Below are 12,828 nucleotides of genomic sequence, written 5' to 3'. Positions count from 1 at the left end.
CGTTCGCACAGCCGGTTGCAATAGCCTGGTATGTCGTGAGCATCAACCTCGATTCCTGGCGGCAGCTGCCTGCGGCGCAGCAGCCCGTGTGGCCTGACCGTGGCGAGCTGGACAAGGTCGTCACCGAGCTGAAGGGACTCCCGCCCCTCGTCTTCGCGGGCGAGTGCGACAACCTCAAGGCGGACCTGGCGGCGGTGACACGGGGCGAGGCCTTCGTCCTGCAGGGCGGAGACTGCGCCGAGACCTTCGCCGGCGCCACCGCCGACGACGTGCGCAACAAGCTCAAGACACTGCTCCAGATGGCGATCGTGCTCACCTACGCGGCCAAGGTCCCCGTGGTGAAGATCGGCCGCATGGCCGGGCAGTTCGCCAAGCCCCGCTCGAAGAACACCGAGATCCGTGACGGCGTCGAGCTGCCCGCCTACCGGGGCGACATGGTCAACGGCTTCGACTTCACCGCCGACTCCCGCATCCCCGACCCGGGACGGCTGTTGCGCGCCTACCACTCCTCCGCGGTGACGCTCAACCTGGTCCGCGCCTTCACCAAGGGCGGCTACGCCGACCTGCGCCAGGTGCACGCCTGGAACCAGGACTTCGTGGGCGAGTCCCCGGCCGGCAAGCGCTACGAGCAGCTCGCCCGGGAGATCGACCAGGCGCTGGCCTTCATGCGCGCCTGCGGGGCGGAGCCCGAGGAGTTCCACACCGTGGAGTTCTACTCCTCGCACGAGGCGCTGATCCTCGACTACGACCAGGCGCTCACCCGGATCGACTCGCGGACCGGCCGGCCGTACGACGTCTCGGCGCACATGGTCTGGATCGGCGAGCGCACCCGCCAGCTCGACGGCGCGCACGTCGAGTTCTTCGCCAGCATCCGCAACCCCATCGGCGTCAAGCTCGGCCCGACGACCAGCGCCGAGGACGCCCTCGCGCTGATCGAGAAGCTCAACCCCGACAACGAGGCGGGACGTCTGACCTTCATCACCCGGATGGGCGCGTCGAAGATCCGTGACCACCTTCCCGAGCTGGTGGAGAAGGTGACCGCGAGCGGCGCCCAGGTGGCGTGGATCTGCGACCCCATGCACGGCAACACCTTCGAGGCGCCCAGCGGCCACAAGACCCGCCGCCTGGACGACGTCCTGAACGAGGTGGCGGGCTTCTTCGAGGTGCACCGCGCGCTCGGCACCCACCCGGGCGGCGTCCACATCGAGTTCACCGGCGACGACGTCACCGAGTGCGTGGGCGGCGGTGCCGAGATCGTCGAGGACGACCTGGCCCGGCGCTACGAGACGGCCTGTGACCCGCGCCTCAACCGCGGCCAGTCGCTCGACCTGGCCTTCCGGGTGGCCGAGCTCTACCGCTCGGTCTGACCCCCGCCCCCGCGCGGTCCCGGCCCCCTTGCGGGGTCCCGGGCCGCGCGGAGGTCGAGGCCACGCGAACGATCGAGAAACCGCGAGGCCGTTCCCGGCCCGCGGTGGCGGTCCTCGAGCAGGGGCGAGTCCCGCGCCGCCGGACGGGCGCGGGGCTCTCCCGTGCCGTGTCAGCCTTTCTGGACGCCGAGTTCGTTGGCGAGCTCGGCGCGGATCGCGTCCATGTCGAGTGCGCGGACCTGGCCGATGAGGTCCTCGAGAGCGGGCTCGGGCAGCGCGCCCGGCTGTGCGAAGACGACGATGCCATCCCGGATGGCCATGATCGTCGGGATCGACGTGATCTCGAATCCCTGAGCGAGGGCCTGCTCGGCCTCGGTGTCGATCTTGCCGAACTTGATGTCCGTGTGCTTCGCGGAGGACTTCTCGAAAATCGGCCCGAAGGTGCGGCACGGTCCGCACCAGGCCGCCCAGAAGTCCAGCAGGACGATCCCCTCATCGGCGATGTCGTTGAAGTTCTTCTCGGTTACCTCGATGGTGGCCACCGGTGGCTCCTTCTGTCGTTCACGTCTGTGTGGCTGGCATAACCACTTCCCGTCCACGCGCATTCCATCCCGGTGGCCTGCCCCCCTCTCGAACCGGGTGAGCCGGGAGGTCGTCGCCCCCGGTGCCCACCGAGAGCCGCTCCCCGCGCTTCGCCGAGCTGTACGGGAACACGATGGTCGCCGCGGAGCCGTCCGGCTCGCCGGCCTCTCGGGGGTCAGAACGGACGAATGGCCCGGTGCCGATCGGCACCGGGCCACCATCCGCCGGTTCCCTCCGGTCTACAGGGTGAGGCCGACGATCACGGGGTCGTGGTCGGAGGCGCGGAAGGCGTCGGGCCTGTACAGGCCCGACGGGTTGTACTCGAGGTTGTAGTCGTAGATCCGGCTCTCATCGGAGTTGATGTGCCAGATCGTCGCGCTGGTCACCCGCTTGAGCAGGTCCTTTCCGACCAGGGCGTGGTCCAGCTCACCGAGCTGGCCTTCGTACAGGTAGCTGTAGCGCAGCGGCTCGGGGACGAACCTCTTGGTCGTGCTGCTGAGGCCACCGGCCTCCAGGACGTCCATCGGGTCCTCCTCGCCGTAGGCGTTGAGGTCGCCGAGCACCATCGGGTTGGTCAGCTTCAGGTCCTTGATCAGCCCCAGCGTGGCCTGTGCCTGGCGTACCCGCTCGTTGTTGTAGCAGCTCTGCCCGTCGCCCTGGTCGGCGTCGGGGCCCACCGCCTCTTCGTCACAGCCCTTGGACTTGTAGTGGTTGACCAGCACGGTGAAGGACTTACCGCCCTGGACCCGGCGGAAGGTCTGGATCAGCGGGGGCCGCCGGAAGACCGGGTCGGTGGAGGACTGCGCCGCGCCCACCAGCTGGACCTTGGCCGGCTTGTAGATCATCGCGACCTGGATCACGTCGGTGCCCGGGTAGGGGTGGCTGAGCGCCGCGTAGGTACCCGCGCCGACCTCGGCGTTGAGCGCGTCGACCAGGGCCTGAATCGCGGTCTGGCCGTTGTTCTGGATCTCCATGAAGCCGACGACGTCCGCGTTGACCCCCTTGAGGGCGGCGACCAGCTTGGTGAGCTGGCGCTGCTGCTCCTCCGGACTGCTCGCGCCGCGCGAGCGGAGGGTGGTGAACCAGTTGAGCGCGTTGAAGCTGGCCACCTTGACGTTGCCGATGACCGGGAACGGGGCGGGCAGGCGCGGGTTGAGCGGCAGGAAGTTGAGCGGTTTGGTCGGCTGGAGGCGGTACTTGCCGAAGCCGTACCCCATGACGCCGGTGACGCCGAAGGCGGTGTCACCCAGGCGGAGGCGCCGATCGACGTAGGGAATCGTCTCCGGGTTCTCCGCCGTGGAGGCGTCGTCCACCAGCAGGCTGCGCCGCGCGTTCTTGTCCGTGGTCACGCCCGGCCGGTCGGTCGGCTGGAAGATGCGCCCCTCGGAGGAGACGGTGATCTCTCCGTACCTGCCCAGGTTGTAGTGGTCACTGAGGGAGAGGGGCTCGGGGAAGGTGACGAGCATGTTCTCGACGGACTCGAAGGTCTTGCCCTCGGCACGGGGCAGGCTCTGCTTGGCGGGTGCGATGCGGCCCGTGCCGCAGATGTCCACCGCGGTGACCGGTGACAGCTCGGTCCAGCCGCTGAACTCCACGGCCCTGCCGGTGACCAGGACCCGGTCGCCGACCTTGACGTCCTTGAAGGAGCTGCGGGCGAAGGCGAACAGGCCCTCGGAGGTGGCCGGGTCGGCGTCCGGGGTCGGGTCCTGGAAGAAGAACCCGCTGAGCTGGTTCGACTCCTGGAAGTCGGCGGTCACGACGCCTTCGACGCGGACGACCTGGCCGGCCAGCGGGCTGACGTCACCGTTCCCCTGCACCTGGGCGATCTGGTGGGTGGCCGGGGTCTCACACGGCTCCCCCGTCGGGGTGGGAGTCGGCGTGGGCTCCACCGTCGGGGTGGGAGTCGGCGTCGGGGTCGGGGTCGGGGTCGGGGTCGGGGTGGGCTCGACGTCACCGCACGGCGCGACGTCGGTGGCCCGGTTGCGCGGCGCGGGTGCCGCGGCCTCCACGTCGGCACCGTTGACGTCGGTGTCGGCGCAGCCGTGGTCCTTGCGCAGCCCCGCCGTGGTGGCCGAGAGCCCGGGGGCCACGGTGCCCTCGAAGTAGTTGGCGGTGCCGTAGCCGATCAGGTCGGCGATCAGTGCCGTCTGCTCCGGGGCGCACGGGACCGAGCCGCCGTTGCACGCCAGGCCCTGGTCCGAGCGGACAAGGGCCACCTTGCCCGCGGAGCCGCTCATGTTGATCGTCCCGGTGCCGTCCGAGGCGGGCAGCGGTGCACCGTTGGTACCGCCGGCCAGCTGGAGGAGGTGGTACTGGCCGGGCGCGAGCGTGCCCGCCAGGGGGACGACCGGGTTGGCTCCGAAGTTCCCGGTGCCGGTGGCGCTGGCGTACTGGACGGACCAGCCGTCCAGGACCACGGGCGCGGCGCTGCGGTTGAACAGCTCGACGTAGTCGTTGGTGAGTGGTGCGCCGGCGCTACCGCCACCACCGTAGACCTGGCTGATGACGACGGTGCCCGGCTCCGCCAGGGCCGGGGATGAGGTGAGGGTCGCGACGCCGGTGGCGGCGAGGCCGACGGTCACGAGGGCGGCGAACGCCCGGGATAAAGCACGCATGACCGGGAGCGTAGAGCGGGATGGATCCCAGAACATCCACCCAAAAGTGGATAGGAGGCGAATTCATGAATCTTGACACTTCATGTCTATCCAGCCCGGTCAGATATGGCTTTCCTTGACCTAGAAGTCGCTTGCCTCGGCGCCTGCGGGTATCACTGCGGGTATGAGAACTCTGGACGTGGGTTGGGACACCTGCGCCGCCTCCCTGGAGTGCGCCGGATCCGCACGGCAGCCCTACGGGCGCTGCCTGGCCCATCTGGACGCCGCCGAACTCGACGAGGTCGTCCGCGGCCTCTCCCCCGGTTCCGCGATCGACCTGCGGGCCACCGTCGTCGGCCAGGATCTGCTGGACCGAATCCTCTCCGCGACCCACGGACGCCTGGGCCGGGCCCGGTTCGACTGGGCGACCTTTCCCGAGAGCGTGCGATTCTGCGACATCGTGTTCGGCGGGGACGTCTCCTTCGACCACGCGCGTTTCCGGCGCCTCGCCTCGTTCTTCAACGCCAGGTTCACCCGCAACGTCTCCTTCAGGGAGGTCAGGTTCGATCGGGAACTCTCCCTGCACGGTGTCGCCATCACCGGGCACGCGGCCTTCGACCGGGTGTCCATCGACGGCGACGCGCTGTTCGGAGGAGCGCTTTTCGACCGGACCGCGTCCTTCGAGCAGGCTGACTTCCATGGTTTCGTCACCTTCGACGGCACCGGATTCACCGGCGACGCGACTCTGAGGGGGTGCCGGTTCCGCCGTACCGTGTCGTTTCGCAAGACGAGCTTCGGTGGGCTGGCCGGGTTCGACGGGGCACGCTTCTCGGCGGGCGGCTACCTGGCCCCGATCTCGGTCGGCCGCCACCTGACCCTCGCCGGAGCGTGGGCGGGCAAGGGTCTCGACGTGGCCACCGGCGGATGCTCGGTGGACCTGCGGCGCCTGGAAGTGGGCGGGCGGCTGACCGTCAGGCTCGACAACGCGCGGGCCGACATGGAGGGAGCGACCCTGCGCGGCCCGGCCACGGTGCGGGGCCGGGACGGCGCCCGGGTGACCTCGCTGCACGAGGTGGACGCCGAGCAGCTGGAACTCTCCGACCTGGATCTCAGCACCTGCCTCTTCACCGGAATCCGCCATCCCGAGGGGCTCCGGATGAGCGGCTGCGCGCTCGCCGTCGTTCCGCGCAGGCCATGGCCTCCACTGCGCTGGTGGCCCCTGCGGCGTGCCCCGAATCATGGTTGAGACCCGCCCACGGGTGGCCGGCCGCCGATTCCGGGTCTTCTCAGGGTGATCCCCGATGCGAGGTCCCGGACGGGCGACCAGGATGGGAGGCCCGTACCCCGAGCGGGGATCGGGCCGCGGGAGATCATCTGGAGAGCACCATGGCAGGCGGCGGGGTCATCGACGACTACGTGACCGGGCTCGGCCGCGCTCTCCGAGGTCCCAGGGGACCCAGGCTTGACATGATCACCGAGGCCCGCGACAGCCTGCTCGACACCGCCGAGGCGCTGCAGGGCGACGGCCTGGGGCGCGAGGAGGCCGAACGGGCCGCGGTCGAGGAGTTCGGAACGGTCGGTGAGATCGCGCCGGGCTACCAGGAGGAGCTGTCCATCGCGGCGGGCCGCAGGCTGGCCGCGACGCTGTTCCTCACCGTGCCGCTCACCACGGTCATGTGGAGCGTGATCTGGAGGATCTTTCCCACCGCCCCGATGGCCTACGAGACCAGCCCCGACTGGTTCGTCCCGGTCGCCCGGGGTCTGGACATCCTCCAGATGCTCATCGGCGTGCTCGGCGGAATCGCGCTGGTCGCGCTGGGCCGGGGACTGCGCAGGATCGGACGGCCCCGGCTCGTCACCCGATTCCTCGGCCTGCTCGTCTGGGCGATGCTGCCGGTCATGCTCACGCTGTCCGGGGCACTGATGTTCGGCTCCCACGGGCCGGTCGGCTTCGGCGACTACCCGCCGGGGGTCGGGATGGCGCTGGTGAGCCTCCTGTTCTGGGGCCTGCAGCTCTACTGCGCCTTCACCTGCCTGAGCCTCACCCGCCGCGCCCCCTTCCCCGCCTGCGCGTAGCCCTCGCTCCCGCCGGGCGTCAGCGGGTGGTCCGCGGCTCCAGGACGCTGCCGATGGCTCCGGCGAACCGCTGCCAGGCGGAGCGCTCGCCGGCGAGGGCCGTGCGCCCCGAGGAGGTCAGCCGGTAGGTGCGCCGCTTGCGCCCGCCCACCGTGGCCCACTCACTGGCCAGATATCCCGCCTGCTCCAGCCGGCGCAGCGCCGGGTAGACCGTGCCCGTCGGCACGTTCAGCGCGCCGCCGCTGCGCGCCTGGAGCGCCTCGATGATCGCGTAGCCGTGCAGCGGTTCGTGCTCCAGCACGGAGAGCAGCAGGGCGTCCATGTGGCCGCGGAGCGCGTCGGTGTTCACGCGATCACCTCCGTGGACCGGACGGATCCCTCGTCGCCGCACCCGGCGGCCCGTTCGCTTCGCTCACTCACGTCGTCAGCCTACCTTTCGCATAGGCATCCTACATGTAGACGTCCTACATGTAGAGTGTCTATAGGTAGACAGACACAACAATGGAGGTGAGAGTGTGGACGTGCTCGACCTGGCCCGGACACAGTTCGCCGTGACGGGAAGTCTTCACTTCCTGTTCGTCGTGCTGACCCTGGGCCTGGCCCCCCTGATCGCGATCATGCACACCCGCTACGCCGTCACCGGCAGGCCGGTCCATGAGCGGGCGACCCGCTTCTGGGGCCAGATCTACGTGATCAACTACGCGCTCGGCATCCTCACCGGGCTGGTGATGGAGTTCCAGTTCGGCATGAACTGGGCCGGCCTCTCGCACTACGCCGGCGACGTCTTCGGGGCACCGCTCGCGATCGAGACGCTCGTCGCGTTCTTCCTGGAGTCCACCTTCCTGGGCCTGTGGATCTTCGGCTGGCACCGGCTGCCCAAATGGCTCCACCTGGCGTGCATCTGGGTGGTGACGCTGACCGCCTACGCCTCCGCCTTCTGGATCATGGTGGCCAACTCGTTCCTGCAGAACCCCGCCGGGGCCGTGGAGCGGGGCGGCCACCTGGCGCTGACCGACTTCGGCGCGCTGCTCACCAACCCGATGCTGACCCTGGCATTGCCGCACGTACTCGGCGCGGGCCTGTGGACCGGCGGTTTCGTGATGATGGGGGCCAGCGCGTACCAGCTGTTCAGGCGCACCCCCGAGCGGGAGTTCTTCACGAGCTCACTGCGTACCGGAGTGATCGTCTCGCTGGTCGGCTCACTGGTCACGGTCGGTTTCGGCTACGCGCAGTTCGGCCCGATCTCCCAGTTCCAGCCGGACAAGTTCGACGGCGAGGTACTGCCGGGGCTGGGGCTCGGCTTCATGATCATGATTGGCCAGCTGCTGCAGTTCGTCATCATGTTCGCGCTGGCGCCGACCGTGTACTGGCTGCCGCGCTGGCGCTGGGCGCACCCCCTGCTGATGGCGATGACCCCGCTGCCGTTCCTGGCGGCGATCCTCGGCTGGCTGGCCCGGGAGTCGGGACGGCAGCCCTGGATGATCAATGGCAGGCTCACCGTCGCCGACGCCATGTCCCCCGGGCTGACCCCGGGGATGGTCACCGTCTCGCTCATCGCCTTCGGCGGCGTGCTCGGCCTGCTCGCACTCGTCGACTACCTGCTGATCGCCCGTACCGTACGACGCGGGCCCGCCGCCGCCACCCTCGGCGCGAGCGCCCCCGCCGATCCCAACGAGCGCGCGCACGCGCTCAGCTACTAGGGAGCCGACCGTGGACATCCTCTGGCTGGGCGTGTTCGCCCTCCTGCTGATCGGCTACTTCGCCCTGGAGGGCTTCGACATCGGGGCGGGCATGCTGCTGCCCGTGCTCGGCAGGACGCAACGGGACCGGGACGAGATCGTCACCGCCGTGGCGCCGTTCGTCCTGGCGGGCGAGGTGTGGCTGGTGGCCGTGGCGGGCGTGCTGTTCGGCGCCTTCCCCGCGATCGAGGGAGAGGTGCTGTTCGGCCTCTACCCGCTGGTGGTGCTGCTGCTGGTGTCGTGGATCCTGCGCGACGCCGGGCTCTGGTTCCGCCGCCGTGCCGACGGGAGCGCATGGCGTACGACCTGGGACTGGGCGATCTGCGCCGGCTCCTGCGGCCTGGCACTGAGCTGGGGCATGGCACTCGTCGCGCTGGCCGGCGGCCTGTCGGGGCCGCCGATCAGCCTGCTCGGGCTGGTGGGCGCCCTGGTGACGGCCGCGCTGTTCGCCCTGCACGGCTGGACGTTCCTCTCCTGGCGGCTGCCCGGGCGGGTGACCGGGGCGCGCCGCACCGGATGGGCGCTCCTGGGCTCGGCGTGCGCCGCGGCCGTGCCCGTCGCGCTGCTGCTCGCCGTGCTCGCCCCCTGGCTTCTGGACCACATGGCACCCGCCGGTACGTTAAGTGTGCTGAGTGTCATGATTCTGCCGTTCGCACCGATCATGGTGGGTGCGCAAGTATGGGTATGGCGGACGTTCGGTCCGGGGCGTGCCGCCGATCGGATTCCGTCGTTCTTCTGAGGTCTCTAGGGTTGGCATGCACAAGGATCTGGTACGGCTGGCATTGGGCGAGCGGGCGGTCCGCCGCCACCTGGCCGGGTGCCTGGCCGCCGCCGTCCTGGCCGGACTGCTCGTCCTCGGCCAGGCGGAACTGCTGGCCGGGGTGTTGTCCGGGCGGTTCGAGACCACCGCTCTGATCCTGCTGGCGCTGGTCGTCGGCGTCCGGGCGCTGTTCGCCCTGGTGCAGGGGGTCAGCGCCGGACGGATGAGCAGCGGGGTGAAGTCCGCCCTGCGGCACCGCCTGCTGGCGCGGTTGCAGGCACTCGGCCCCGCCAGGCCGGCCTCGGTGCGCTCGGGAGAGCTGGTGACCCTGACCGGCCGCGGCCTGGACGCCCTCGACCCCTACCTGACGGGCTACCTGCCCGCGGTGGCGGTCGCGGGCGTCGTGCCGATCGCGGTGCTCGTCCGGCTCTTCACCGCCGACCTGGCCAGCGCGGTGATCGTGCTGGTCACGCTGCCGCTCATCCCGATCTTCGGCGCACTGGTCGGCATGCACACCAAGGCGGTCACCGAACGCCAGTGGAGGGCCCTGTCCCGCCTCGGCGGGCACTTCCTGGACGTGGTCCGGGGCCTTCCCACGCTGCGTGCCTTCGGCCGGGCCCGCTACCAGGCCGAGGTGATCCAGCGGGTGGCCGACGCCCACCGGGTCGCGACGATGCGCACGCTGCGGGTGGCCTTCCTGTCCTCACTGGTGCTGGAGCTGGCCGCGTCGCTCTCACTGGCCCTGGTCGCCGTACCCGTGGGCCTGCGGCTGCTGTCGGGCTCTCTCGACCTGTCGACCGCGCTGCTGGTCCTGCTCCTGGCACCCGAGGCGTACCTGCCGCTGCGCAACATGGGCAGCAAGTTCCATGCGGCGATGGAGGGCGTCGCCGCCGCCGACGAGGCGTTCGCCGTGCTCGACGGCCACGCGGAGGCTCCGCGCGGCACGCCCGCCACCGGGCACCCGGGCCCCGGAGCGGCGACGGCGCCGGAGATCCGGCTGGAGCATGTCACGGTGCGCTACCCGGGCCGCGCGGAGGCCGCACTGGAGGACGTGTCGCTGGTGATCGCCCCGGGCGAGCGGGTGGCCCTGGTCGGCGAGAGCGGCGCGGGCAAGAGCACCCTGCTCCACCTGCTGCTCGGCTTCGTCACCCCGGCCGAGGGCCGGGTGCTCGTCGACGGCGCCGAGATCGGCGACCACGACTCCTGGCGGGCGCGCCTGGCCTTCGTACCCCAGCGCCCGCACCTCTTCGCCACCTCGGTGGCCGACAACATCAGGCTCGGCGCCCCCGGCGCGACGATCGACGAGGTCAGGGCCGCGGCACGGGCCGCGCAGGCGGAGGAGTTCATCCTGGCGCTGCCCGAGGGCTACGACACGGTGCTCGGCGAGCGCGGGGCGAACCTGTCGGCCGGGCAGCGGCAGCGGGTCGCGCTCGCCCGCGCGTTCTGCCGCCCAGGAGCCGGGCTGCTCCTGCTGGACGAGCCGACCGCGCGGCTCGACGGCCGCAGCGAGAGCGCGGTCGTGAGCGCGACCCGCGACCTCGCCGAGGGCCGCACCGCCGTGATCGTCGCCCACCGGCCCGCGATGATCGAGCTGGCCGACCGGGTGATCCGGATCGCCGACGGCCGCGTGGTGGCCGGGGCACGAGAGGAGATCGCCTCCCCATGACCGATGTCAACGAGGTCCTGGCGGGCAGGACCCGAGGGCGGATGACCCTTGCCGTGGCGGCGGGGGCGGCGGCCGAGCTGGCCGGGCTCGGGCTGATCGGGTCCGCCGGATGGCTCATCACCAGGGCCGCCGAGCAGCCGCCGCTGGCCGCGCTGAGCGTGGCGATCGTCGGGGTCAGGGCGTTCGCGACGACCAAGGGGGTCTTCCGGTACGGGGAGCGGCTGGCCGGACACGACGTGGCGCTGCGAGCCCAGGCGACGACCAGGGAGCGGCTCTACCAGGCGCTCATCCCCGCGCGACCGCTGAACCAGCGGGGGGCCGACCTGCTCAGCCGCATGGTCGACGACACCGACGCGGTACAGGACCTGCTCGTACGGTGCCTGCTTCCCGCCGCCGCGGCGCTGGTCACCGGTGTGGTCGCGATGGTGATCGGACTGTTCCTGCTCCCGGCCGCGGCGCTGGTGCTGCTGGCCGGGCTGCTGGTGGCCGGGGTGCTGATCCCCGCCGGCACGGCCGCCGCCGCACGGCGCTGGTCGGCGCGGATCGCCCCCGCACGGGCCGACCTGGCGGCCCGGGTCGCCGACCTGGTGCACGGCGCGGCCGACCTGGCCGCCTACGGGGCGAACGAGCGGGCTCTGGCCGCCGCCGCCGAGGCCGACAGCCGGCTGGCGGCGCTGGAGCGCCGGCAGGCACGGGCGAACGCGGTGGCCTCCGCCCTGGGCGTGCTCACCCAGGGCCTGACCGTGGCGGCGATCGTCCTGGTGGCGCAGAACTCCGGGGCGGGCTCCGTGGCCACCGCGGTGCTCGCGCTGACCTCGCTGGTCTCCTTCGAGCCGGTGCTGCCGATGGCCTCGGCCGCCGAGCGGCTGACCGGGGTGCTCGCCGCCCTGCGCCGCCTGCGGGAGGTCGGCGCGACCGCTCCGGCGGTGACGGAGCCGGCCACCGCGGTCGAGGTGCCCGCCGGGGCGCCGACCATCGAGATCAAGGACCTGGTGGTCCGGCACGACGCCGGCCGCGCCCCCGCGCTGGACGGGGTCAGCCTCACCCTCACTCCCGGCAGGCGGGTCGCCCTGGTCGGCCCCAGCGGCGCCGGCAAGAGCACCCTGCTGTCCGCCCTGATGCGCCTGGTCGAGCCCGAGTCGGGGACGATCAGGATCGACGGGGTGGACGTCCGGGAGCTGGCGTCCGACGACGTCCGGCGGGTGATGACCGGGCTGACGCAGGACCCGTACGTGTTCCAGGCCTCGGTACGGGACAACCTGCGGCTGGCCGGCCCCGAGGCCTCGGACGAGGAGCTCACCGAGGCCCTGCGGCGGGCGCGCCTGGAACGCTGGGTGGAGCGGACCGGCTGGGACACCGTTCTCGGGGAGGACGGGCGGACGGTGTCCGGTGGGCAGCTGCAGCGGCTGGCACTGGCCCGGGCAGTGCTGAACGATCCGCCGGTGCTACTGCTGGACGAGCCCGCCGAGGCACTGGACGAGACGACGGCGGACGCGCTCATGGCCGACCTGCTGGACGCCACCCACGGCCACACGACGCTGCTCGTCACCCACCGCCTGCGCGGGCTGGAGCGGGTGGACGAGATCGTCGTGCTGGAGAACGGCTCGGTCACGCAGCGGGGCGGCCACCAGGAACTGGTCTCCTCCCCCGGCTACTACCGCGACCTGTGGCACTCCGAGGCGCTGACCGCCGGCCGGTGAGGCCCTGCCCCCCCCACCGGCCACCCGCGCCGCCTTCCCGCCGTCCCGGTCGCCTCGGGCCCGGGGCGGAACAAGCGATCTTGGCCGAATGGACGAACAACGCGCCGCTCTTAGGAGAGCCGGACGAACTCCGCCACCCCCAACCTGTCATACCGTCGCGGTAACCACGCATCGGAGGGCTGGCACGTGTCCGTTGAGCTCCACCACCGCGCCGTCGTCGCGGACACCCACAACGACCTGCTGATAGCGGTCACCGCCAGACCCCCTCGGCGGTGGGCGTCGTTCTTCCGTGAGCGCTGGCTGCCGCAGCTGCGCGAGGGCGGGGTGAACCTCCAGGTGCTGCC

General features: G+C 71.3%; 10 protein-coding genes. 7 read left to right on the top strand and 3 right to left on the bottom strand.

The window, feature by feature from the left end; all coding sequences use genetic code 11:
* Window positions 1-35 precede the first annotated feature (35 nt).
* Window positions 36-1,367 carry a class II 3-deoxy-7-phosphoheptulonate synthase gene (locus tag AB0J58_RS37045; protein WP_343966042.1) on the top strand — a complete coding sequence of 444 codons (1,332 nt, stop codon included), beginning with the start codon at window positions 36-38 and terminating at the stop codon, window positions 1,365-1,367.
* 170 nt (window positions 1,368-1,537) lie between these two features.
* On the opposite strand, the gene trxA is transcribed toward AB0J58_RS37045, so the two are convergent.
* Both trxA and AB0J58_RS37035 read right to left on the bottom strand, forming a co-directional pair.
* On the bottom strand, window positions 1,538-1,909 hold the full coding sequence (trxA, locus tag AB0J58_RS37040; RefSeq protein WP_030908921.1) for a thioredoxin: 372 nt from the start codon (window positions 1,907-1,909) through the stop codon (window positions 1,538-1,540).
* Between the two features lie 279 nt (window positions 1,910-2,188).
* Window positions 2,189-4,564, bottom strand: coding sequence for an ExeM/NucH family extracellular endonuclease (locus AB0J58_RS37035; RefSeq protein ID WP_364224643.1), 2,376 nt, complete (start codon window positions 4,562-4,564; stop codon window positions 2,189-2,191).
* A 163-nt stretch (window positions 4,565-4,727) separates the two neighbouring features.
* Here AB0J58_RS37035 and AB0J58_RS37030 point away from each other — a divergent pair, with 163 nt between their 5' ends.
* Both AB0J58_RS37030 and AB0J58_RS37025 read left to right on the top strand, forming a co-directional pair.
* On the top strand, window positions 4,728-5,789 hold the full coding sequence (locus AB0J58_RS37030; protein ID WP_343966036.1) for a pentapeptide repeat-containing protein: 1,062 nt from the start codon (window positions 4,728-4,730) through the stop codon (window positions 5,787-5,789).
* Window positions 5,790-5,929: 140 nt separating this feature from the next.
* Window positions 5,930-6,619, top strand: a complete 690-nt coding sequence (locus AB0J58_RS37025; protein WP_364224641.1) for a permease prefix domain 1-containing protein — start codon at window positions 5,930-5,932, stop codon at window positions 6,617-6,619.
* Window positions 6,620-6,638: 19 nt separating this feature from the next.
* On the opposite strand, the gene AB0J58_RS37020 is transcribed toward AB0J58_RS37025, so the two are convergent.
* Window positions 6,639-6,968: a helix-turn-helix transcriptional regulator gene (locus tag AB0J58_RS37020; protein WP_343966032.1), complete on the bottom strand. Its 330-nt coding sequence runs from the start codon at window positions 6,966-6,968 to the stop codon at window positions 6,639-6,641.
* 166 nt (window positions 6,969-7,134) lie between these two features.
* Here AB0J58_RS37020 and AB0J58_RS37015 point away from each other — a divergent pair, with 166 nt between their 5' ends.
* From AB0J58_RS37015 to cydC, 4 genes are read left to right on the top strand one after another with little or no spacing between them, the layout of a single operon-like run.
* Window positions 7,135-8,319, top strand: a complete 1,185-nt coding sequence (locus tag AB0J58_RS37015) for a cytochrome ubiquinol oxidase subunit I (protein WP_364224639.1) — start codon at window positions 7,135-7,137, stop codon at window positions 8,317-8,319.
* A gap of 10 nt (window positions 8,320-8,329) precedes the next feature.
* Window positions 8,330-9,097, top strand: a complete 768-nt coding sequence (locus tag AB0J58_RS37010; RefSeq protein WP_364224637.1) for a cytochrome d ubiquinol oxidase subunit II — start codon at window positions 8,330-8,332, stop codon at window positions 9,095-9,097.
* Window positions 9,098-9,113: 16 nt separating this feature from the next.
* Window positions 9,114-10,784 (top strand): thiol reductant ABC exporter subunit CydD, encoded by a 1,671-nt coding sequence (cydD, locus tag AB0J58_RS37005; protein ID WP_364224635.1) that lies wholly within the window; start codon window positions 9,114-9,116, stop codon window positions 10,782-10,784.
* The gene (gene cydC, locus AB0J58_RS37000) at window positions 10,781-12,484 is read left to right on the top strand and encodes a thiol reductant ABC exporter subunit CydC (RefSeq protein WP_364224633.1); all 1,704 of its coding nucleotides are present in this window, start codon (window positions 10,781-10,783) and stop codon (window positions 12,482-12,484) included. The genes cydD and cydC overlap by 4 nt, the downstream gene beginning before the upstream one ends.
* Window positions 12,485-12,828: the final 344 nt, after the last annotated feature.

It is taken from the genome of Streptosporangium sp. NPDC049644, from assembly GCF_040675205.1.
Taxonomy (GTDB): domain Bacteria; phylum Actinomycetota; class Actinomycetes; order Streptosporangiales; family Streptosporangiaceae; genus Streptosporangium; species Streptosporangium fukuiense.
Note: the sequence above shows the minus strand (reverse complement) of the source record. Positions and strands in the feature narration are given on the sequence as shown.